At 61.9% G+C, this 21,401-nt stretch carries 16 protein-coding genes and 1 tRNA gene; 3 read left to right on the forward strand and 14 right to left on the reverse strand.

Annotated elements, in window-relative coordinates:
• Positions 1 to 83 precede the first annotated feature (83 nt).
• The 5 genes from fusA to rpoB form a co-directional block, all read right to left on the reverse strand.
• A complete protein-coding gene (fusA, locus tag HMI60_RS14305) occupies positions 84 to 2,198 on the reverse strand; it encodes an elongation factor G (protein WP_018776690.1) in 2,115 nt (704 codons plus the stop codon).
• A gap of 69 nt (positions 2,199 to 2,267) precedes the next feature.
• Entirely contained in the window at positions 2,268 to 2,738 is a 471-nt protein-coding gene (rpsG, locus tag HMI60_RS14310; RefSeq protein WP_003803829.1) for a 30S ribosomal protein S7, read from the reverse strand.
• A 1-nt stretch (position 2,739) separates the two neighbouring features.
• Complete coding sequence (rpsL, locus tag HMI60_RS14315; protein ID WP_009358312.1) at positions 2,740 to 3,114, reverse strand: 30S ribosomal protein S12; 375 nt, start codon at positions 3,112 to 3,114, stop codon at positions 2,740 to 2,742.
• A gap of 413 nt (positions 3,115 to 3,527) precedes the next feature.
• On the reverse strand, positions 3,528 to 7,427 hold the full coding sequence (locus tag HMI60_RS14320; protein WP_018776691.1) for a DNA-directed RNA polymerase subunit beta': 3,900 nt from the start codon (positions 7,425 to 7,427) through the stop codon (positions 3,528 to 3,530).
• A gap of 104 nt (positions 7,428 to 7,531) precedes the next feature.
• The gene (gene rpoB, locus HMI60_RS14325) at positions 7,532 to 11,038 is read right to left on the reverse strand and encodes a DNA-directed RNA polymerase subunit beta (RefSeq protein ID WP_026267008.1); all 3,507 of its coding nucleotides are present in this window, start codon (positions 11,036 to 11,038) and stop codon (positions 7,532 to 7,534) included.
• A gap of 403 nt (positions 11,039 to 11,441) precedes the next feature.
• On the opposite strand from rpoB, the gene HMI60_RS14330 reads away from it, so the two are divergent.
• Together HMI60_RS14330 and HMI60_RS14335 are read left to right on the forward strand one after the other, a co-directional pair.
• Entirely contained in the window at positions 11,442 to 12,641 is a 1,200-nt protein-coding gene (locus HMI60_RS14330; protein WP_018776693.1) for an acetyl-CoA C-acetyltransferase, read from the forward strand.
• Positions 12,641 to 13,123, forward strand: a complete 483-nt coding sequence (locus tag HMI60_RS14335; RefSeq protein WP_018776694.1) for an aminoacyl-tRNA deacylase — start codon at positions 12,641 to 12,643, stop codon at positions 13,121 to 13,123. Before HMI60_RS14330 ends, HMI60_RS14335 begins: the two co-directional genes overlap by 1 nt.
• Positions 13,124 to 13,247: 124 nt before the next feature.
• Here HMI60_RS14335 and rplL read toward each other — a convergent pair whose 3' ends face one another.
• The 9 genes from rplL to HMI60_RS14380 form a co-directional block, all read right to left on the reverse strand.
• Complete coding sequence (gene rplL / locus HMI60_RS14340) at positions 13,248 to 13,625, reverse strand: 50S ribosomal protein L7/L12 (RefSeq protein ID WP_018776695.1); 378 nt, start codon at positions 13,623 to 13,625, stop codon at positions 13,248 to 13,250.
• 76 nt (positions 13,626 to 13,701) lie between these two features.
• The gene (gene rplJ, locus HMI60_RS14345; protein WP_018776696.1) at positions 13,702 to 14,292 is read right to left on the reverse strand and encodes a 50S ribosomal protein L10; all 591 of its coding nucleotides are present in this window, start codon (positions 14,290 to 14,292) and stop codon (positions 13,702 to 13,704) included.
• A gap of 319 nt (positions 14,293 to 14,611) precedes the next feature.
• Positions 14,612 to 15,781 (reverse strand): GNAT family N-acetyltransferase, encoded by a 1,170-nt coding sequence (locus HMI60_RS14350; protein ID WP_079580749.1) that lies wholly within the window; start codon positions 15,779 to 15,781, stop codon positions 14,612 to 14,614.
• Positions 15,760 to 16,869, reverse strand: a complete 1,110-nt coding sequence (locus HMI60_RS14355) for a GNAT family N-acetyltransferase (protein ID WP_189075259.1) — start codon at positions 16,867 to 16,869, stop codon at positions 15,760 to 15,762. Before HMI60_RS14355 ends, HMI60_RS14350 begins: the two co-directional genes overlap by 22 nt.
• 140 nt (positions 16,870 to 17,009) lie before the next feature.
• A complete protein-coding gene (gene rplA, locus HMI60_RS14360) occupies positions 17,010 to 17,717 on the reverse strand; it encodes a 50S ribosomal protein L1 (RefSeq protein ID WP_018776699.1) in 708 nt (235 codons plus the stop codon).
• 146 nt (positions 17,718 to 17,863) lie between these two features.
• Positions 17,864 to 18,295 (reverse strand): 50S ribosomal protein L11, encoded by a 432-nt coding sequence (gene rplK / locus HMI60_RS14365; protein WP_011775609.1) that lies wholly within the window; start codon positions 18,293 to 18,295, stop codon positions 17,864 to 17,866.
• A gap of 130 nt (positions 18,296 to 18,425) precedes the next feature.
• Positions 18,426 to 19,295 carry a transcription termination/antitermination protein NusG gene (nusG, locus tag HMI60_RS14370; RefSeq protein ID WP_193589840.1) on the reverse strand — a complete coding sequence of 290 codons (870 nt, stop codon included), beginning with the start codon at positions 19,293 to 19,295 and terminating at the stop codon, positions 18,426 to 18,428.
• A 114-nt stretch (positions 19,296 to 19,409) separates the two neighbouring features.
• On the reverse strand, positions 19,410 to 19,691 hold the full coding sequence (gene secE / locus HMI60_RS14375; protein ID WP_026267011.1) for a preprotein translocase subunit SecE: 282 nt from the start codon (positions 19,689 to 19,691) through the stop codon (positions 19,410 to 19,412).
• A gap of 80 nt (positions 19,692 to 19,771) precedes the next feature.
• Positions 19,772 to 19,844: transfer RNA gene (locus HMI60_RS14380), tRNA-Trp, on the reverse strand.
• Between the two features lie 255 nt (positions 19,845 to 20,099).
• Between HMI60_RS14380 and HMI60_RS14385 the strand changes: the two genes are divergently transcribed.
• Positions 20,100 to 21,329: a pyridoxal phosphate-dependent aminotransferase gene (locus HMI60_RS14385; RefSeq protein WP_039242412.1), complete on the forward strand. Its 1,230-nt coding sequence runs from the start codon at positions 20,100 to 20,102 to the stop codon at positions 21,327 to 21,329.
• The last annotated feature ends 72 nt before the right edge of the window (positions 21,330 to 21,401 follow it).

The following is a 21,401-nucleotide window of genomic DNA, read 5'->3' on the forward strand; positions in this document are numbered from 1 at the left end:
GCCGGGCTGCGGCTCTCGCCACAGCCCCGCCTCAAGCGCTTAGATGCCTTCCCGATACCGGAATTGCATCCGTTACCGGGAGATTACTCGCCGCGGGTTTTCTGGATGATCTCGTCGGCTACTGCCTTCGGGACCTCCGCGTAGCTGTTGAACGTCATGGAGTACACGGCGCGACCCTGTGTCTTGGACCGCAGGTCACCGATGTAGCCGAACATGCCGGACAGCGGAACGTGTGCACGGATAACCTTCACACCTGCTGCGTCCTCCATGGACTGCATCTGGCCACGGCGGGCGTTCAGGTCACCAATAACATCACCCATGTATTCCTCAGGTGTGCGGACCTCAACATCCATCAGCGGTTCAAGCAGAACAGGGTTCGCCTTGCGTGCAGCTTCCTTGAAAGCCATACGTCCGGCGATCTTGAACGCCATTTCCGAGGAGTCAACATCGTGGGACGCGCCGTCGATCAGCGTGGCCTTGATGCCGACAACCGGGTAACCGGCCAGGACGCCGTCGTTCAGTGCATCCTGGATACCGGCGTCGACAGACGGGATGTATTCGCGCGGAACGCGGCCACCAGTGACCTTGTTCTCGAACTCGTACAGTTCGCCCGAAGAGGTGTCCATCGGTTCGATCGCAATCTGGATCTTTGCGAACTGGCCCGAACCACCGGTCTGCTTCTTGTGCGTGTAGTCATGACGCTCGACTGCGCGCTTGATGGTTTCGCGGTAAGCAACCTGCGGCTTGCCGACGTTTGCCTCGACCTTGAATTCGCGGCGCATGCGGTCCACCAGGATGTCCAGGTGGAGCTCGCCCATGCCGGCGATGATGGTCTGGCCCGTGTCTTCGTTGAGGGAGACCTGGAAGGTCGGGTCCTCGGCGGAGAGCTTCTGGATGGCCGTGGAGAGCTTCTCCTGGTCACCCTTGGTGTTGGGCTCGATGGCAACCGAGATCACGGGCTCCGGGAAGCTCATGGACTCGAGGACGATCTGGTTGTTGGCATCACACAGGGTGTCACCCGTGGTGGTGTCCTTCAGACCGATGGCTGCGTAGATGTGGCCCGCGGTAGCGCCTTCAACAGGCATTTCCTTGTTGGCGTGCATCTGGAACAGCTTGCCGATACGTTCTTTCTTGCCCTTGGTGGAGTTAACCACCTGGGCGCCGGCCTCAACGTGACCGGAGTACACGCGGACGAAGGTCAGCTGGCCGAAGAACGGGTGCGCAGCAATCTTGAAGGCGAGGGCCGAGAACGGCTCGTCTGCAGACGGCTTGCGGGTCAGTTCCTTCTCTTCGTCGCGGGGATCGTGACCGATCATCGGCGGGACGTCGAGCGGGTTCGGCAGGTAGTCGACAACAGCGTCAAGCATCGGCTGTACACCGCGGTTCTTGAAGGCAGAGCCACAGAACACGGGGTAGAGCTCGGAGTTGATGGTCATCTTGCGGATGCCGGCCTTGAGTTCCTCAAGGGTGAGTTCTTCACCTTCGAGGTACTTCTCCATGAGTTCTTCGGAAGCCTCGGCCACAGTCTCAACGAGCTGTGCGCGGTACTCTTCGGCCTTGGCCTGGAGGTCCGCCGGGATTTCCTGCACTTCGTAGGAAGCGCCCATGGTGACGTCACCCTTTGCGTCGCCAGGCCAAACCAGGGCGCGCATTTCGAGGAGGTCAACCACACCGATGAAGTCGTTCTCGGCACCGATCGGCAGCTGCATGACCAGCGGCTTGGCACCAAGGCGGGAAATGATGGTGTCTACGGTGAAGTAGAAGTCGGCACCCAGCTTGTCCATCTTGTTGACGAAGCAGATACGCGGAACGTTGTACTTGTCAGCCTGGCGCCAAACAGTCTCGGACTGCGGCTCCACGCCTTCCTTGCCGTCGAACACTGCGACTGCGCCGTCGAGGACACGCAGGGAGCGCTCAACCTCGACCGTGAAGTCCACGTGGCCCGGGGTATCGATGATGTTGATCTGGTTCTGGTTCCAGAAGCAAGTCACGGCGGCAGACGTGATGGTGATGCCGCGTTCCTTTTCCTGTTCCATCCAGTCAGTCGTCGAGGCGCCGTCGTGCGTCTCGCCGATCTTGTGGTTCACACCCGTGTAGAACAGGATGCGCTCGGTAGTGGTGGTCTTGCCGGCATCGATGTGGGCCATGATGCCGATATTGCGGACCTTGTTAAGGTCGGTAAGCACGTCCTGTGCCACGGGGTCTCCCTTTCGGATGGACTACACGTCCGCCGCCGGCTCGGTGGAGCCGGCGGCGTTCGGGAAGTTTTACCAGCGGTAGTGTGCGAAGGCCTTGTTCGACTCGGCCATCTTGTGGGTGTCTTCGCGACGCTTGACAGCGGCACCGAGACCGTTGGAGGCATCCAGGATTTCGTTCTGGAGGCGCTCGGTCATGGTCTTCTCCCGGCGGGCCTTGGAGTAGCCCACGAGCCAACGCAGAGCGAGGGCGGTGGAGCGGCCCGGCTTGACCTCAACCGGAACCTGGTAGGTGGCGCCACCAACGCGGCGTGAACGCACCTCGAGGGAAGGCTTGACGTTGTCCATGGCCTTCTTGAGAGCGGCAACGGGGTCGCCGCCGGACTTGGCACGTGCACCTTCGAGTGCGCCGTAAACGATGCGCTCTGCGGTGGACTTCTTGCCGTCAACCAGAACCTTGTTGATCAGCTGAGTGACCAACGGGGAGCCGTAAACGGGATCGGAAACTAGCGGCCGCTTCGGGGCCGGACCCTTGCGAGGCATATTACTTCTTCTCCATCTTTGCGCCGTAACGGCTGCGGGCCTGCTTGCGGTTCTTGACACCCTGGGTGTCGAGTGCGCCGCGGACGATCTTGTAGCGGACACCCGGAAGGTCCTTCACACGACCACCACGGACGAGCACGATGGAGTGCTCCTGGAGGTTGTGGCCAACACCGGGGATGTAAGCGGTAACTTCCACGCCACCGTTGAGGCGCACACGTGCCACCTTACGGAGAGCCGAGTTCGGCTTCTTGGGGGTGGTGGTGTAAACGCGGGTGCAAACACCGCGGCGCATCGGGCTGCCCTTCAGCGCGGGAGCCTTGGTCTTGGAGACCTTCGGCGTGCGGCCCTTGCGGACCAGCTGGTTAATCGTAGGCACTTTCGTGTTCTCCGTTGTTTGATCTCTGCCCCCACACACAGGCGCCAGCCGGTGTAAACGTGGGAACTTTGGCGTTGCTCGTGCAGCCGGCCGAAACTCCGGTAGGCGTGCAAAAGTGCGGCATTCGTTGCGCATGTTGCCCGCAACCCGGAAACAGGCTCCACCCAGCACCATGAGAACAAAACCAAAATGATGCTGCGGCGGCCTTCATCCACTGCCACACAGAACAATTACAGAAAGTCTAGCACGGCTTGATCTGGAGCCTTAATCGGGTGTATGGAGGACGACGGCGGCAGGTGACTGCCGCCGTCGTCGCCCCGCTCCCCCGGGTACCCGGGGAAAAGCGACGTTAACGGGCCAGGCCCCGCACTCGAAAGTGCGGGGCCTGACCGTCATAACGCCGACTGCCGCTTCTAGCGGAAGTCGTTGCCGAGATCGTAGTCATCCAGCGGGATGGCGTGGAACTCGGGAGCGCCGTCGCCACCCAGGGCGTCATAGGAGAAGTCGGTGAAAGCGCTGGGGCCCGTGAACAGGCTTGCCTTTGCTTCTTCCGTCGGCTCCACAGTGACCTCTGTGTAGCGGGGCAGACCCGTACCAGCCGGGATGAGCTTACCGATGATGACGTTTTCCTTCAGGCCGAGCAGAGGATCGCTCTTGCCTTCCATGGCCGCCTGCGTCAGGACGCGGGTGGTCTCCTGGAAGGAAGCTGCCGACAGCCAGGACTCGGTAGCCAAGGAAGCCTTGGTGATACCCATGAGTTCCGGACGACCCGAAGCCGGGGACTTGCCCTCGGACACGACGCGGCGGTTCTCGTCTTCGAAGCGGGCGCGCTCTGCAAGCTCACCGGGGAGCAAGTCGGAGTCGCCGGACTCGATGACGGTCACGCGGCGCAGCATCTGGCGGACGATAACCTCGACGTGCTTGTCGTGGATACCAATACCCTGGCTGCGGTAAACGCCCTGCACTTCGTCCACGAGGAACTTCTGTGCGGCACGCGGGCCCATGATGCGCAGAACCTGCTTCGGGTCCACCGGACCGTTGATCAGCTTCTGGCCGACGCTGACGTGCTCGCCATCCTCGATGAGGAGGCGGGAACGGCGCAGCACCGGGTAGGCGATCTCTTCGGAACCATCGTCCGGAGTGATGACCAGGCGCATCTGGCGCTCGGACTCTTCGATGGTGATGCGGCCGGCTGCTTCAGCAATCGGTGCGACACCCTTCGGAGTACGGGCTTCGAAGAGCTCCTGGATACGGGGCAGACCCTGGGTGATGTCGTCGCCACCACCGGCGGAAACAGCACCACCGGTGTGGAACGTACGCATGGTCAGCTGGGTACCGGGCTCACCGATGGACTGCGCGGCGATGATGCCAACAGCCTCGCCGATGTCAACGGTCTTGCCGGTGGCCAGCGAACGGCCGTAGCAGAGCGCGCAGGTGCCGACCTTGGACTCACAGGTGAGTACGGAGCGGACCTTGACCTCGGTGATGCCTGCAGCCAGCAGCTGGTCGATGACGACGTCGCCGCAGTCGGTGCCGCCGGCAGCCAGGACGTTGCCCTGGGCATCGACGACGTCGACAGCCAGCGTACGTGCGTAGGCGCTGTTCTCGACGTTCTCGTCCAGGACGAGCTCACCGTTGGAATCCGGCACGGCGATCGGGGTGACCAGACCGCGCTCAGTGCCACAGTCCTCTTCACGGACGATGACGTCCTGCGAAACGTCCACCAGACGACGGGTCAGGTAACCCGAGTTGGCGGTACGCAGAGCGGTATCGGCCAGACCCTTACGGGCACCGTGCGTGGCGATGAAGTATTCCAGAACCGACAGGCCCTCACGGTAGGAGGACTTGATCGGGCGAGGAATGATCTCACCCTTCGGGTTGGCCACAAGACCACGGATACCCGCGATCTGGCGGACCTGCATCCAGTTACCACGTGCACCGGAGGACACCATGCGGTTGATGGTGTTCATCGGGGACAGGCTGTCGCGCATCGCCTGGGCGATCTCGTTGGTTGCCTTGTTCCAGATCTCGATCAGTTCCTGGCGACGCTCGTCGTCGTCGATCAGGCCCTTGTCGTACTGGCCCTGGATCTTGGCAGCCATGTTCTCGTAACCAGCCAGGATGGCGGGCTTGGAAGTCGGCACCTCGATGTCGGAGATTGCCACAGTGACACCCGAACGGGTGGCCCAGTAGAAACCGGCATCCTTCAGGTTATCCAGCGTTGCCGCCGTAACAACCTTCGGGTAGCGCTCTGCAAGGTCGTTGACGATCCGGGACAGTTCGCCCTTGTCGGCAACAGCCTCAACCCAGGGGTAATCCTCAGGCAGCGTCTGGTTGAAGATGACCTGGCCGAGGGAGGTTTCAACGAGAGCCGGCTGACCGGGCTCCCAACCTTCCGGAGCTTCCCAACCTGCGTACGGCACGAAGTCGTCCAGGCGGATCTTGACCTGGGAGTTCAGGTGCAGCTCACGGGCGTCGTACGCCATGATTGCTTCCGAAACCGAGGAGAAGATACGGCCTTCGCCGGCAGAACCGACACGCTTGGTGGTCAGGTGGTAGAGACCGATGATCATATCCTGCGAAGGCAGGGTCACCGGGCGGCCATCGGACGGCTTCAGGATGTTGTTCGAGGACAGCATCAGGATGCGTGCTTCGGCCTGGGCTTCCGGGCTCAGCGGCAGGTGGACTGCCATCTGGTCGCCGTCGAAGTCAGCGTTGAAGGCGCCACAAACCAGCGGGTGAAGCTGGATTGCCTTGCCTTCCACAAGCTGCGGTTCGAAGGCCTGGATGCCGAGGCGGTGCAGGGTAGGTGCACGGTTGAGCAGCACCGGGTGTTCGGTGATGATCTCTTCCAGCACGTCCCAGACCTGCGGACGGTAACGCTCAACCATGCGCTTCGCCGACTTGATGTTCTGGGCGTGGTTGAGGTCAACCAGGCGCTTCATCACGAACGGCTTGAAGAGCTCCAGGGCCATCTGCTTGGGCAGACCACACTGGTGCAGCTTCAGCTGCGGACCGACAACGATGACCGAACGGCCGGAGTAGTCGACGCGCTTGCCGAGCAGGTTCTGGCGGAAGCGGCCCTGCTTGCCCTTGAGCATGTCGCTCAGGGACTTCAGGGGACGGTTGCCCGGACCCGTGACGGGGCGGCCACGACGGCCGTTGTCGAAGAGGCTGTCAACAGCTTCCTGAAGCATGCGCTTCTCGTTGTTGACGATGATCTCCGGAGCACCCAGGTCAAGCAGTCGCTTGAGGCGGTTGTTGCGGTTGATCACACGACGGTAGAGGTCGTTGAGGTCGGAGGTCGCGAAGCGGCCACCATCCAGCTGGACCATCGGGCGCAGTTCCGGCGGGATCACCGGGACGGCGTCCAGAACCATGCCCAGGGGGCTGTTGTTGGTGGTCAGGAATGCGTTGACAACCTTCAGGCGCTTCAGGGCACGCGTCTTGCGCTGACCCTTGCCGTTCTGGATGGTGTCGCGCAGGGACTCGGCTTCAGCCTGCATGTCAAAGGTTTCGAGGCGCTTCTTGATTGCCTCGGCGCCCATGGAGCCCTCGAAGTACAGACCGTAACGGTCGCGCAGTTCGCGGTACAGGCCCTCGTCGCCTTCAAGGTCGGCGACCTTGAGGTTCTTGAAGCGGTCCCAGACCTGCTCAAGGCGCTCGATGTCGGCGTCGGCACGCTTACGGACGTTCGCCATCTGGCGGTCGGCAGAGTCGCGGGCCTTCTTCTTGTCGGCAGCCTTGGCGCCTTCGCCTTCGAGACGGGCAAGCTCGTCTTCAAGGTCGCGGGCGATCGTGGCGATGTCGCTGTCGCGGTTGTCGATCATCTGCTTCTTCTCAAGGTCGTGCTCAACCTGGAGGTTCGGCAGTTCGGCGTGACGGCTTTCGGTGTCAACGCTGGTGATCATGTAGGCAGCGAAGTAGATGACCTTCTCAAGGTCCTTCGGTGCCAGGTCCAAAAGGTAGCCCAAGCGCGAGGGAACGCCCTTGAAGTACCAGATGTGGGTTACAGGCGCGGCCAGTTCGATGTGGCCCATGCGCTCACGACGCACCTTGGCGCGGGTGACTTCAACGCCACAACGCTCGCAAATGATGCCCTTGAAGCGCACGCGCTTGTACTTGCCGCAGTAGCATTCCCAGTCGCGGGACGGGCCGAAGATCTTCTCGCAGAAGAGGCCGTCCTTCTCAGGCTTGAGCGTGCGGTAGTTGATGGTTTCCGGCTTCTTGACCTCACCGTAAGACCAGCCACGGATGTCTTCCGCGGTGGCGAGGCCGATCTGCATGAGGCCGAAGGAGGATTCGCTGGACATATGGTCCCTGTTCTCTCTTGTTCTCTAAATTCTGAAGTCTTGGTTACGGGAAGAGGGAGCTGTCCCGGCGGGCAGCCACAAAGTGGTGCCCGCCGGAACGGCTGCTAGACCTCTTCTACGGAACTGGGCTCTGCGCGAGACAGATCGATGCCCAGTTCTTCCGCAGCCGTGAAGACTGCGTCATCAGAGTCACGCATTTCGATCGTGGTTCCGTCGGTGGAAAGAACTTCCACGTTCAGGCACAACGACTGCATTTCCTTGATCAAGACCTTGAAGGACTCGGGAACGCCAGGCTCAGGGATGTTCTCGCCCTTGACGATGGCTTCGTAGACCTTCACACGACCATGGATGTCATCCGACTTGATCGTGAGGAGTTCCTGAAGCGTGTAGGCGGCACCGTAAGCTTCGAGCGCCCACACTTCCATTTCACCGAAGCGCTGGCCACCGAACTGAGCCTTACCACCCAGCGGCTGCTGCGTGATCATGGAGTACGGGCCGGTGGAGCGCGCGTGGATCTTGTCGTCCACCAGGTGGTGGAGCTTAAGGATGTACATGTAACCGACGGAGATCGGGTCCGGGAACGGCTCGCCGGAGCGGCCGTCGAACAGACGGGTCTTGCCGGAGGAGTCGATCAGACGGTCGCCATCGCGGGTCACGTTGGTGGAGTCAAGCAGGCCCGTGATTTCTTCTTCGCGGGCGCCATCGAACACCGGGGTGGCAACGGTGGTCTGGCCGGTTTCACGGGGCAGGTTCGGGAGGTTCTTGACCCACTCCGGCTCGCCTTCGATCTTCCAACCGGTCTTGGCAACCCAACCGAGGTGGGTTTCCAGGACCTGGCCAACGTTCATTCGACCCGGAACACCAAGCGGGTTCAGGACGATGTCCACCGGGGTACCGTCTGCAAGGAAGGGCATGTCCTCGATCGGGAGGATCTTGGAGATAACACCCTTGTTGCCGTGACGGCCGGCGAGCTTGTCGCCGTCGGTGATCTTGCGCTTGGCTGCAACGTAGACGCGGACCAGCTGGTTCACGCCCGGGGGCAGCTCGTCGTCGTTGTCGCGGTCGAAGACGCGAACGCCGATGACCGTACCGGACTCGCCGTGGGGAACCTTCAGCGAGGTATCGCGGACTTCGCGGGACTTCTCACCGAAGATGGCGCGGAGGAGCCGCTCTTCCGGGGTCAGCTCGGTTTCACCCTTGGGGGTGACCTTGCCTACCAGGATGTCGCCTGCTTCAACCTCGGCACCGATGTGGATGATGCCGCGCTCGTCCAGGCCTGCCAGGACTTCCTCGGACACGTTCGGGATGTCACGGGTGATTTCCTCGGCACCAAGCTTGGTGTCGCGGGCATCGATTTCGTGCTCCTCGATGTGGATGGAGGAAAGGACGTCCTCAGCAACAATGCGCTGGGACAGGATGATGGCGTCCTCGAAGTTGTGGCCTTCCCATGACATGAATGCCACGAGCAGGTTCTTACCGAGGGCAAGCTCACCCTGGTCCGTTGCGGGACCGTCAGCGATGATGCCGCCAACCTCCAGGCGCTGGCCTTCGTTGACCAGGACACGGTGGTTGTAGCAGTTGCCCTGGTTGGAACGGGCGAACTTGTTGATGCGGTAGTTGGTCTCGGTGCCGTCGTCGTTGATCATGACAACGAGTTCAGCGGAAACCTCGGTGACCACACCGGCCTTCTTCGCAATGACAACGTCACCGGCGTCGACGGCTGCTGCACGTTCCATGCCGGTGCCCACGAAAGGAGCCTCGGAACGGACCAGCGGCACAGCCTGGCGCTGCATGTTGGCACCCATGAGTGCACGGTTGGCATCGTCATGCTCGAGGAACGGGATCAATGCCGTTGCCACGGACACCATCTGGCGCGGGGAAACGTCCATGAACTGAACGTCTGCAGCGGGAACCAGGACGGGCTCGCCTCCACCACCACGGGCACGGACAAGAACGGTCTCTTCGGAGAACTTCTTGTCGGCATCCAGCGGAGCGTTGGCCTGTGCGATCAGGACCTCGGCTTCGTCATCGGCCGTGAGGTACTGGACCTCGTCCGAGACAACACCGTTGGAAACCAAGCGGTAAGGGGTCTCGATGAAGCCGAACGGGTTGATGCGGCCGTAGGAAGCCAACGAACCGATCAGACCAATGTTCGGGCCTTCAGGAGTTTCGATGGGGCACATACGTCCATAGTGGGACGGGTGAACGTCACGGACTTCCATGCCTGCGCGGTCACGGGACAGACCACCCGGGCCAAGTGCCGACAGGCGGCGCTTGTGGGTCAGACCCGAGAGCGGGTTGTTCTGGTCCATGAACTGCGACAGCTGGGAGGTTCCGAAGAACTCCTTGATGGCTGCCACAACGGGACGGATGTTGATCAGCGTCTGCGGCGTGATGGCCTCGACGTCCTGCGTGGTCATGCGTTCGCGGACGACACGTTCCATACGGGAAAGACCGGTGCGGACCTGGTTCTCGATCAGTTCGCCGACGGCGCGGATGCGACGGTTGCCGAAGTGGTCGATGTCATCGATGTCGACGCGGAGCTCGTGGTCTTCGCCGTCGCGCTTGCCCATGATGGTCTTCTCGCCGGCGTGGAGCGCAACGAGGAACTTGATCATGGCAACGATGTCTTCAACGTGCAGGACCGAAGCTTCCTTGTCACCAAGGGAGCGGTCGATGCCGAGCTTGCGGTTGATCTTGTAACGGCCAACCTTGGCAAGATCGTAGCGCTTGGCGTTGAAGTACAGGTTGTCCAGCAGGGACTGGGCAGCCTCGACTGTGGGCGGCTCGCCCGGACGCAGCTTGCGGTAGATGTCCAGAAGCGCGTCTTCGCGGGTCTCGGTGGCGTCCTTCTCCAGCGTTGCGCGCATGGAGTCGTACTGGCCGAACTCTTCCAGGATCTGGCCTTCGGTCCAGCCGAGGGCCTTCAGGAGAACCGTGACCGACTGCTTGCGCTTGCGGTCAAGGCGTACGCCCACCTGGTCGCGCTTGTCGATTTCGAGTTCGAACCAGGCACCGCGGGACGGGATGATCTTCGCAGTGAAGATGTCCTTGTCACTGGTCTTGTCTGCAGTGCGCTCGAAGTAGGCGCCCGGCGAACGGACCAACTGGGAGACAACGACACGCTCGGTGCCGTTGACGACGAACGTTCCCTTCTCAGTCATGAGGGGGAAGTCGCCCATGAACACGGTCTGCTGCTTGATTTCGCCCGTGTTGTTGTTCATGAACTCGGCCTTGACATACAGCGGGGCCGAGTAGGTGGCGTCACGGTCTTTGCATTCGGCCATGGTGTACTTCGGGTCAGCGAACTCCGGCTCGGAGAAGCTCAGGGACATGGTGCCCTGGAAGTCCTCGATAGGGGAGATCTCTTCGAAGATGTCGGCAAGTCCGGAGGTGGTGGCGACGCTGAGGTCGCCCTCCTCGACAGCCTTCGCTACCCGCGCCTGCCAGCGTTCGTTTCCGACGAGCCAGTCAAAGCTGTCCGTCTGCAGGGCGAGAAGATTCGGAACATCAAGGGGTTCGTGAATCTTTGCGAATGAGAGGCGACGGGTGGCACCATCGGTGCTTGCCGTGTTAGCGGTTTCGTTATTAGAGGTGCTCGAGGCGACCAAGAGGGATCCTTCCACAGACCTTCAGGCGTTTTCAGATCTCCCCCGTTTGCATTCTGCAGAGTGCTCCGCAGGATACTTAATCCGGTTCCGCTATATGACCCGGACCCAGTCTGCGCATGGTTGTGCACGTTTCGGAACGGCACGTCAATGACGCAGCTGAGAGGTAAAGCCCACCGCTATATGAAGGCTGAAGGTTAACAGGGAAGACGCAAATATCTACAATACGGCAAAGCAGCCTTCCTGTCTACCCCAGATCGTCCGTGATTGCAAGCACCGTTGCCGCAGGCACCCAATGAAGGAAGTCCCGGCCACCCGGAATGCGCGGGCGGGCAGGATCGTTTAACGGTTAGTCACAAACACCGCGATAGCCTTGCTACACCATTCCCGGACCGGAAGAGAGACCATGAGCAACTCCGCTGACGACAATGACGTTGTCATCCTCGCCGCTTCCCGCACCCCGCAGGGTCGCCTCAACGGACAATTGGCGGGCTTCACCGCCGTCGAACTCGGCGCGCACGCCATCGGCGCCGCACTGGCGGCGAGCGGCGTAAAGCCCGAACAGGTTGACGCCGTCATCATGGGCCAGGTCCTCCAGGCCGGTGCCGGACAGAATCCGGCCCGCCAAAGCGCAATCGCGGCCGGCGTGGGCTGGAACATCCCGGCCGTGACCATCAACAAGGTGTGCCTCTCGGGTCTGACAGCGGTCATTGATGCCGCGCGCATGATCCGCAGCGGCGATGCCACCGTGGTGGTCGCGGGCGGCCAGGAGTCCATGACAAGGGCCCCGCACCTCCTCCCCGGTTCCCGCCAGGGCTGGACGTATGGCTCCATCCAGGCATTGGATGTTGCCGCCCACGACGGCCTCACCGACGCTTTCGACGGACAATCCATGGGTCTGTCCACGGAAACCAAGAACGTCACCCTGGGCATAGACCGCAAGGCCCAGGACGAGGTCGCGGCGGCTTCGCACCAGCGTGCCGCGGCTGCGATCGCGGACGGAATCTTCGACGTCGAAATTGCTCCCGTGAAGGTCAAACAGCGAAAAGGCGATCCACTGGTCCTCACCACGGACGAGGGTGTCCGCCCCAACACCACGGTGGAAACCCTCGCCCCACTGCGGGCCGCCTTTGCGACGGACGGCACCATCACGGCGGGTAACTCCTCTCCCCTGTCCGACGGCGCCTCCGCACTCGTGCTGACCAGTCGCCGCTTCGCCCGGGACAACGGGCTGGAATACCTCGCCGTTGTCGGCAAGCCCGGGCAGGTTGCCGGGCCTGACAACTCGCTGCACTCCCAGCCGTCGAATGCGATCGCCCAGGCGTTGAAGCGTGCCGGGTGGACGGCCGAAGACCTCGACTTTATTGAAATCAACGAGGCATTCGGGTCGGTGGCGGTGCAGTCCCTCAAGGACCTGCGCTATCCCCTGGAGAAGTGCAACATCCACGGAGGAGCCATCGCTTTGGGCCATCCGATCGGAGCGTCCGGCGCTCGGCTTGCCCTGCATGCTGCCCATGAACTCAAGCGCCGGGGAACCGGCAAAGCCGCGGTTTCCCTGTGCGGCGGAGGCGGCCAGGGCGAAGCACTACTGCTGTACCGCGACTGATGGGCGGCATTGAGACTGAGGGCGCGGAGCGGTTCCTTGCCGACGCCGCCGCCCGCGGACTGGACGTCGACGTCGTCGAACGTCCCGCAGCGCGCAGCCTGGAAGAGGCCGCCACCATCCTGGGGATCAGGCCGGCGGACATTGTGAAGTCCCTGGTGGTCAAGCACCGGGACGGCAGCTTCCTCTTCGCTTTGATTCCCGGGGACCGCCAGATCTCCTGGCCCAAGCTGCGCGCGCTGGTGGGCGTCAACAAGTTGTCACTCCCACCCGCGGAGGTGGCGTTGGACGCCACCGGCTATGAACGCGGAACCATCACTCCCCTGGGCAGCACCACGGCATGGCCCGTGTACGCCGACGCCACGATTACGGGGCGGCGCATCTCCATGGGAGCCGGGGCACACGGCCGCAGCGCTTTTGTTGACGCCGATGCGCTGACCTCAGCCCTGGGCGCCGTCGTAGCGGACATCAGCGAACCTTCTTAAAGCAACGCGGGGTCACTTATGGCCGGTAAATCCCCTTGGGATGGGCCATAAGTGACCCCGCGTTGCTGTTTAACGCAGGAAGCCCCGCCCGGCGAACCGGACGGGGCTTCCAAAGCAAAACGAGTTACTTGAGGGTAACCGTTGCGCCAGCTTCTTCGAGCTGAGCCTTTGCCTTCTCTGCGGCTTCCTTGTTGGCGCCTTCGAGAACAGCCTTCGGTGCGCTGTCAACCAGGTCCTTGGCTTCCTTGAGGCCGAGGGAGGTGATGGCGCGAACTTCCTTGATCACTGCGATCTTCTTGTCGCCAGCAGCTTCGAGGATGACGTCGAAGTCAGTCTTCTCTTCAGCAGCTTCAGCAGCACCGCCGGCAGCGGGGCCAGCAACTGCAACAGCAGCAGCCGTAACTTCGAAGGTCTCTTCGAAGAGCTTGACGAACTCGGAGAGCTCGATGATGGTCAGTTCCTTGAAAGCTTCAATGAGCTCTTCGTTGCTGAGCTTCGCCATGGTGGCGTCCTTCCATTAGTTGGTGCAGGTCCGGACGATGCCGATCCATACACCAGAGTTTGTTTGGGGGGAGAACTTAGTTCTCTTCGGTTGCAGCTTCAGCGGCTTCGGCCGGAGCCGCAACCTCTTCAGCAGCAGCCTCTTCGGCCGGGGCTTCATCAGCGGCCGGTGCAGGTGCGCCGCCCTCTTCTTCAAGCTTGAGGCGCAGAGCGTCGATGATGCGTGCAGCAGCAGATGCGGGAGCCTTGAGGACACCAGCAACGCGTGCAAGCTGCAGTTCGCGGGACTCCAGGGCTGCCAGTGCGGCAACTCCTGCTGCGTCCAATGCCTTGCCTTCGAAGACGCCGGTCTTGATAACCAGCTGCTTGTTGGCCTTGGCAAAGTCCGTCAGGCTCTTGGCAGCAGCAACAGCGTCACCCTTGATGAAGGCGATTGCAGTGGGGCCGGCAAGCTGATCGTTGAATGCTTCAACTCCAGCTTCCTTGGCTGCAATGGCGCTCAGGGTGTTCTTGACGACCGAGAACTTGGTGTCCTGGCCGAGCGCAACACGCAGTTCCTTGAGCTGTGCAACAGTGAGCCCGCGGTATTCGGTCAGGACAGCCGCGTTCGATTCCTTGAAATCGTTGGTGATCTCCGCAACTGCGGAAACCTTGCTAGGCGTTGTCATAACCCTCCTTCCGGGGAATAAAGCCGGTCTTCCGGGTCCCCGCTCACGAGAGCTAAAACTAAAAACGCCCCGCGCAGATGCACGGGGCTTGGCTCAACACGGTTCGATCCGTGGAGACTAGCTTCGTTCACCTGCGCCGGCCGCCCTATGTTCAGGGTCCTTCGTCAAGGAATTCACTTTGTTCTCAGGGGCGTGGCTGCAGAATTGAGCTGTGCTCGAAAGAGTGGATTCCCATCAACCGACGGTCTTTGGTACTTCAAGGTTACGGGACAGTGTGCGGCAAACCAAATCGGGGCGGCACTACAGCCCGCGGTTGCCCCTATTCGGAGACTGTCGGCCCCTTATCCCGGCCCGGCAGTTCCTTCTGCCACAGTCCGGTGATGCCGGCCGTCGTGAACCCCAACTGCTTGTTGACAGTCAGGAGGTAACGGTTTTCCGGCGCGTTCCAGGTGTAGATCACTCTTGCGTCCGGAAACTGCTCGCTGAGCCGTTCCATGTTGGCCACTTTGATGAGCAAACCCAGTTTGTTTCCGCGGTGCTCCTGGAGGACCAGGGTGTCGTCCTGGAAGACCACGTCCTGGCGGTGGGCCAGGACACTGATGGTGGTCAGGCCCACCAGCTTGCCGCTCTCAAGATGCTCGACGGCGGTAACCACCGTGCGCCGTCCCTGCGCCAATGCGGCGTCTTCAGTTTCCCGAAGGACGGCCGTGTCGAAAACCATTCCGCTCGCTTCAACCTCGGGGGCATCGTCCTCGGCATCGTCACGCACAACCTCGCCTGCTGCGTTTTCCAACGCGGCAACAGCATCCAGCCAGGCGTCCGGGCAGCGGTCCGTCCAGTGGTGGAGGGCATAGCGGCCCCCGTTGGCTTCCTCCGCTTCCAGCTGGAGGTCAGCTACGAGCTGGGAGTCCAGGGGAAGGATGCAGGAGCTGAACTGTTCGATGTGCTGGAGTGTGTAGCCGGCCCTCTTGGCGAAGTCCACCTCCCTGCTGCTGACAGGGACAAATCCGGCCCCGCTGCCCGGAATCAGCTGGTCCTCGGGTACCTCCGTCAGGGACGTTGCAGGGTGGTTGGTGTCCACCAGGATCATGGTCCGGCCTTCGGCGCGGGCCAGCTGTTCGGCGGCCTCCAGCAATTGCCGTCCGACTCCTTGCCCTTGGTACTCGGGAAGGATGTCCAGGGTGAATTCGGCCAGGTCCATGTTGTCAGCCAGGGGCAAGGCGATGTCCACGACACCGACGATGGCGCCTTCGACCTTGGCCACCAGGATGATCTGGCGTTCATAGGGATCGGAAAATTCCAGCAGCTTTTCCAAGGGAGTGTAGGCGAGGTCGTCGCTCCCCCACGTTTCCATGCGCACCCGGCGTCCGACTTCCACGGCGTCCAGGAAATCGGCGGCCTCAGGGCTGTCCAGGGTGTCAGGCACCCACAGCTGCCCGACCTGAACGGTACCCGTCTCGTCTACAGTCATCCCAGCCGTTTCTGCCATTCGCCTTCAAAGCCGGACGGCTTGAATCCAAGGGCGATATTTATGGCCAGCATATGCTGGTTTTCAACGGCGTTCCATGTCATGACCGACGTGGCGTCCGGCCAGAGTTCCTGTGCGCGGCGAAGATTGCCGGTTTTCACCAGCATCCCTAAACCGTGTCCCCGGTGCCCGGGAGCCACCAGGGTGTCCTCTTGGTAGATCACCGCCGGCGCCTCTTCACGGTGCGTCAGGACCGTATAGGCGGCCAGCTCCCCCGTAGCGTCGTGGCGGGCTGCGCACACGGCGGACTCCACACCGCTGGCTTGCCAGGTGGCTTCCTCCCGGCGGACCCGGGCAGCGTCCCACACCTCGCCTTCCCACCCGAGGCCCGCGATGGGAACCTCTGTGCTCATGAGGCTCTTGAGGCGGGCGAAAGCGCCCACGAGGTGGTCCGGGCAACGCGACTTCCAGCCCAGGACGCTGTAGCCCGCCGAGCGTCTCAAGGCCTCCGCTTCCAGGACCCCAAGCGATTCCCCGGAAACGGGAAAGGCAAGCGTGCTGTTCGTTTCGACCTGCTCCAACGAGTAACCGTGGCGGAGGGCGAAGCGTGTGGATGCCGCGTCCAAAGGCACACCGCCTGAGCCGGACTTGGCCTCCAACAACTCCACGCCGGCTTCGACGGGCGCGATGGGTTCTCCGCAGTAGGCATCGAACGAAACCCGCCCGCGGCCACTGGCCAGTTCCTCCAACAGGGCCAGGATCCGGGATCCAAAGCCACGGCGCCGGAAGGGCGCGTCGACAAGCACGTCCACACCCGCCGTCGTCGTGTTTTCACTCAGGGGCAGCGTCAAAGTGCCGCAACCCACCACCTCACCATCGAGGCGGGCCAGATGGACCTGGCGCTCTTCGTATTCATTTCCCTGCCAGAAAAGGACGGCCTCGGCCAGGGTAGCGCAGCGGTCCAGGTTGCCCCACAGTTCCATGGCGTGGACGACGTTCAGTTGGTGAAAGGCCTGAAAGTCAGGGGCATCTGCGGCGTCCGGACTCGTGGGAACACGGATCCGTTCCACGGTCAATCCGGAAGGCCCTGAAATGTTCGACGACGTCACGCACCACAGCCTACGGCCCGCCTCCCGCGCGGAACAGACGGAGACAAGAAAACAGGCTGGAAGCGAATGCAGGCAGGGACAGAAAAAGGACCGCCCGGCAAAAGCCGGACGGTCCTTTTCAGAGCCAGTGCTCGCGAAGCTTACGCGTCGGTGAGAACCTTGGTGACGTTCGGGTCAACGGTGATGCCCGGGCCGAACGTGGTGGCAACGGTAGCCTTCTGGATGTAGCGGCCCTTGGAAGCGGACGGCTTCAAACGAAGCACCTCTTCCAGTGCTGCTGCGTAGTTCTCAGCCAGCTTGGTGGCGTCGAAGGACACCTTGCCGATGATGAAGTGAAGGTTGGAGTGCTTGTCGACGCGGAAGTCGATCTTGCCGCCCTTGATGTCGTTGACAGCCTTGGTGACGTCCGGGGTAACCGTGCCGGTCTTCGGGTTCGGCATGAGGTTACGCGGGCCGAGAACCTTACCGAGGCGGCCAACCTTGCCCATGAGGTCAGGGGTTGCCACTGCGGCGTCGAAGTCGGTCCAGCCGCCGGCGATCTTTTCGATCAGGTCATCGGAACCAACGAAGTCGGCGCCGGCAGCGATTGCTGCTTCAGCCTTGTCGCCGGTTGCGAAAACGAGGACGCGGGCGGTCTTACCGGTGCCGTGGGGCAGGTTGACGGTGCCACGAACCATCTGGTCGGCCTTACGCGGGTCAACGCCCAGGCGGAAAGCGACCTCAACGGTTGCGTCGAACTTTGAAGGGTTGGTGTCCTTCGCGAGGGTGATGGCCTCGAACGGGGCGTAGACCTTGTCTGCCTCGATCTTGGCTACGGCTGCCTCATATGCTTTGCTGCGCTTTGCCATGCTGCTGTTTCTCCTTGTGCAGTTGTGGTCTGCGGACCGCGCTGGGCCCTGCCACAGTCGGGGATCCGGCAAGGATCCTGCGACATTTCAATGTTTCAGATACCGGTTGCCCGGCGGGTGAAGGCCACGATAGGCCTTCGAGGGTTCTAGCCTTCGACCGTGATGCCCATGGAGCGGGCGGTGCCGGCGATGATCAGGGCAGCAGCCTTGATGTCGTTGGCGTTCAGGTCTTCCATCTTGGTGGAAGCAATTTCCTCAACCTGTGCCTGGGTCAGCTTGGCAACCTTGACGGTGTGCGGGGTAGCCGAACCCTTGGCGACGCCTGCAGCCTTCTTGATGAGCTCTGCAGCCGGCGGGGTCTTGGTGATGAAGGTGAAGGAACGGTCCTCGTAGACCGTGATTTCAACCGGGATAACGTTTCCGCGCTGGGATTCCGTTGCAGCGTTGTACGCCTTGCAGAATTCCATGATGTTGACACCGTGCTGGCCAAGTGCAGGACCGATCGGCGGAGCCGGGTTAGCGGCACCTGCCTGGATCTGCAGCTTGATGAGGCCGGTGACCTTCTTCTTGGGAGCCAATGTAGGGTCCTTCTCTCAATAGCTTCCTGGGACACAGGAGCGCGTCCCAGGTTGGTGGCCGCCATGGCGAGGCGGCCGGCCGCTCCCGAACTGCTAAGCAGGCAGGACAGGAGCGAAATTTTGGAATCAGCTAGATCTTGGTGACCTGGTTGAATGCGAGCGTCACCGGGGTTTCGCGCTCGAAGATCGAGACCAGAACCACCAGGGTCTGGGACTCGGGCTTGATTTCGGAGATCGTTGCCGGAAGGGTCTCGAACGGACCTTCCTTGACGATGACCGACTCGCCGACCTCGAAGTCGACGGCCACGGGGGCCTGGTTCTGCTTGTTGACCGGCTTGCCCTGCTCTGCCTGCTCTTCTTCGAAGACCGGGGCGAGCATGGAGAAGACCTCGTCAAGGCGGAGCGGGACCGGGTTGTGGGCGTTGCCCACGAAGCCGGTAACACCGGGGGTGTGACGGACGGCGCCCCACGAGGCGTCGGTCAGGTCCATGCGGACCAGGACGTAACCGGGGATGCGGACGCGGTTGATAACCTTGCGCTGCGCATTCTTGATCTCGACGACCTCTTCCATGGGCACCTGGATCTCGAAGATGTAATCTTCCATGTCCAGGGTCTGGATGCGGGTCTCAAGGTTGGCCTTGACGCGGTTTTCGTAACCGGCGTAGGAGTGGATGACGTACCAGTCACCCTCCTGGCGGCGCAGCTTGGCCTTGAACTCCTCCGCGGGATCAGCAGGCGCTGCTGCAGCAGCGGCAGCCAGCTGGTCGCCGTCGGACTCTTCCGCGGTCTCGACGTCGGCAGCCTCGCCGGACGCGTCATCGGACTCTTCAACCACGTCGGACTCGAAGTCCTCTTCGGAATCCTCAGAGTCGACGTCGGCAGATTCGGGCGCAGCGGAATCGACCTCGGACTCTTCCGCGACAATTGCCGTGGCGTCGGCTGAGTCCTCGGCGGATTCGCCCAGCTCAGTCTCGTTTACCTCGAGCTCCTGCTCAGACACTTGGTCTCCTGCTTCCTCATTGCCTAACATGCCTATTTAAATGGCTCAATTCCGCAAACCCCGCAAAATTCCCGGCGAACCAAGGGATTTCACACAGTTTGCGGACAGATCCGCTTAGCGGTCCGTAGCGCCTGACCCACCGAAGACCCAGCTGACTCCCGTGCCGAAGGCGAGATCCAGAAGGGTGACGATGACCATCATGATGACCACGAACACCAGCACCACGAGCGTGTAATTGATCAGTTCCTTGCGGGTGGGTGCAACGACCTTCTTCAGCTCGCCGATGATCTGGCGTACGAAGAGTGCAATACGGGCGAAGAAGCCGCGATCGGCTTTCTTGGCGGGACGGCCCTTCGAGCTGCTGGCAGCTGTTTCGGTCACCTGGTCCTCACTCACCTTGCAAAGTCGTTGACCCGACTCTGATCAGAGCCATGGTTGCTGCGCGTGCCCCGGCGTTTCCGCCGGAACAGCTTGCGCAGGGCAGACAGGACTCGAACCTGCAACCTGCGGTTTTGGAGACCGCTGCGCTACCAATTGCGCCACTACCCTATGGATCGAATCCATGTTTCAGGCCGCACTTCAGCCTGTGATGCTTTTCAACACCGGTGAACCAGTCTACGCAAGAATTTCGCGATAGTCGAACCGGCCTTGTTCCGGACCTCCCTGTCCCCTTTTCGGCCTGTGACCAGCATTATCAGTCACAAAGCCGGGTGGGCACGCGGGAGCTCCGCAGAACAGCATAAGGTAGTTTACGTCGAATCCCATCATCCAGCCCACGAGCTGCCTGCGAAGAACGGTACATAGATGTCTGCCGGAACAACTGCCGCCCGCATTTCACAGCGAATCTCAGCCATTGCCGAGTCCGCCACCCTTGCCGTTGACGCCAAGGCCAAGGCACTGAAGGCCGCGGGTCGTCCCGTGATTGGTTTCGGTGCCGGCGAACCGGATTTCCCCACCCCCGACTACATCGTCCAGGCAGCCATCGAGGCAGCCGGGCAGCCGAAGTACCACCGCTATTCCCCAGCGGGCGGGCTTCCGGAGCTGAAGAAGGCCATCGCGGAGAAGACCCTCCGCGACTCGGGCTACAAGGTCGATCCCGCCCAGGTCCTGGTGACCAACGGCGGCAAGCAGGCCGTATACAACACCTTTGCCACCCTGGTGGATCCGGGCGACGAAGTCATCATCCCCACCCCGTTCTGGACCACCTACCCGGAGGCAATCCGCCTGGCCGGCGGCGTGCCCGTCGAGGTTTTCGCCGGGCCGGAGCAGGGCTACCTGGTGACCATCGAGCAGCTTGAAGCAGCTGTCACGGACAAGACCAAGATCCTCCTGTTCGTTTCCCCCTCCAACCCGACCGGCGCCGTCTACAGCCCGGAACAGGTTGCGGAGATCGGCAAGTGGGCGGCATCCAAGGGCCTGTGGGTCGTCACGGACGAAATCTACGAGCACCTGACCTACGACGGCGTCCAGTTCACCTCCATCGCCACGGCCGCTCCGGAGCTTGGCGACAAGGTGGTCATCCTCAACGGCGTTGCCAAGACCTATGCCATGACCGGCTGGCGCGTCGGCTGGATGATCGGCCCTGCCGACGTCATCAAGGCCGCTACCAACCTGCAGTCGCACGCCACGTCCAACGTCTCCAACATCATGCAGATCGCAGCCGCCGCTGCCCTCACGGGTCCGCTGACCGCCGTCGACGAAATGAAGGTGGCCTTCGACCGGCGCCGCAAGGCGATCGTCGCCGGACTCAACGCGATTGACGGCGTTGAATGCCCGACGCCGACCGGCGCCTTCTACGTGTACGCGGACGTCCGCGGTCTGCTGGGCAAGGAATTCGAAACCTCGAACGGCCCGGTCCGGCCGAGCACCTCGGCTGAACTCGCCGCGCTCATCCTCGACGAAGTCGAAGTAGCCGTGGTTCCGGGCGAGGCGTTCGGCCCCTCCGGCTACGTCCGCCTTTCCTACGCGCTGGGCGACGACGACCTCGCTGAAGGTGTCCGCCGCATCCAGGAATTCCTGGGCAAGGCCAAGTAGCAAGCAGCCAACGCAAACGCTCTTCCACCGTGGCAGGTGGAAGAGCGTTTGCGTTTAAGGCGCGGGATGTGA

The sequence above is a fragment of the Paenarthrobacter sp. YJN-D genome, from assembly GCF_015040335.1.
In the GTDB taxonomy this organism is placed as follows: domain Bacteria; phylum Actinomycetota; class Actinomycetes; order Actinomycetales; family Micrococcaceae; genus Arthrobacter; species Arthrobacter nicotinovorans.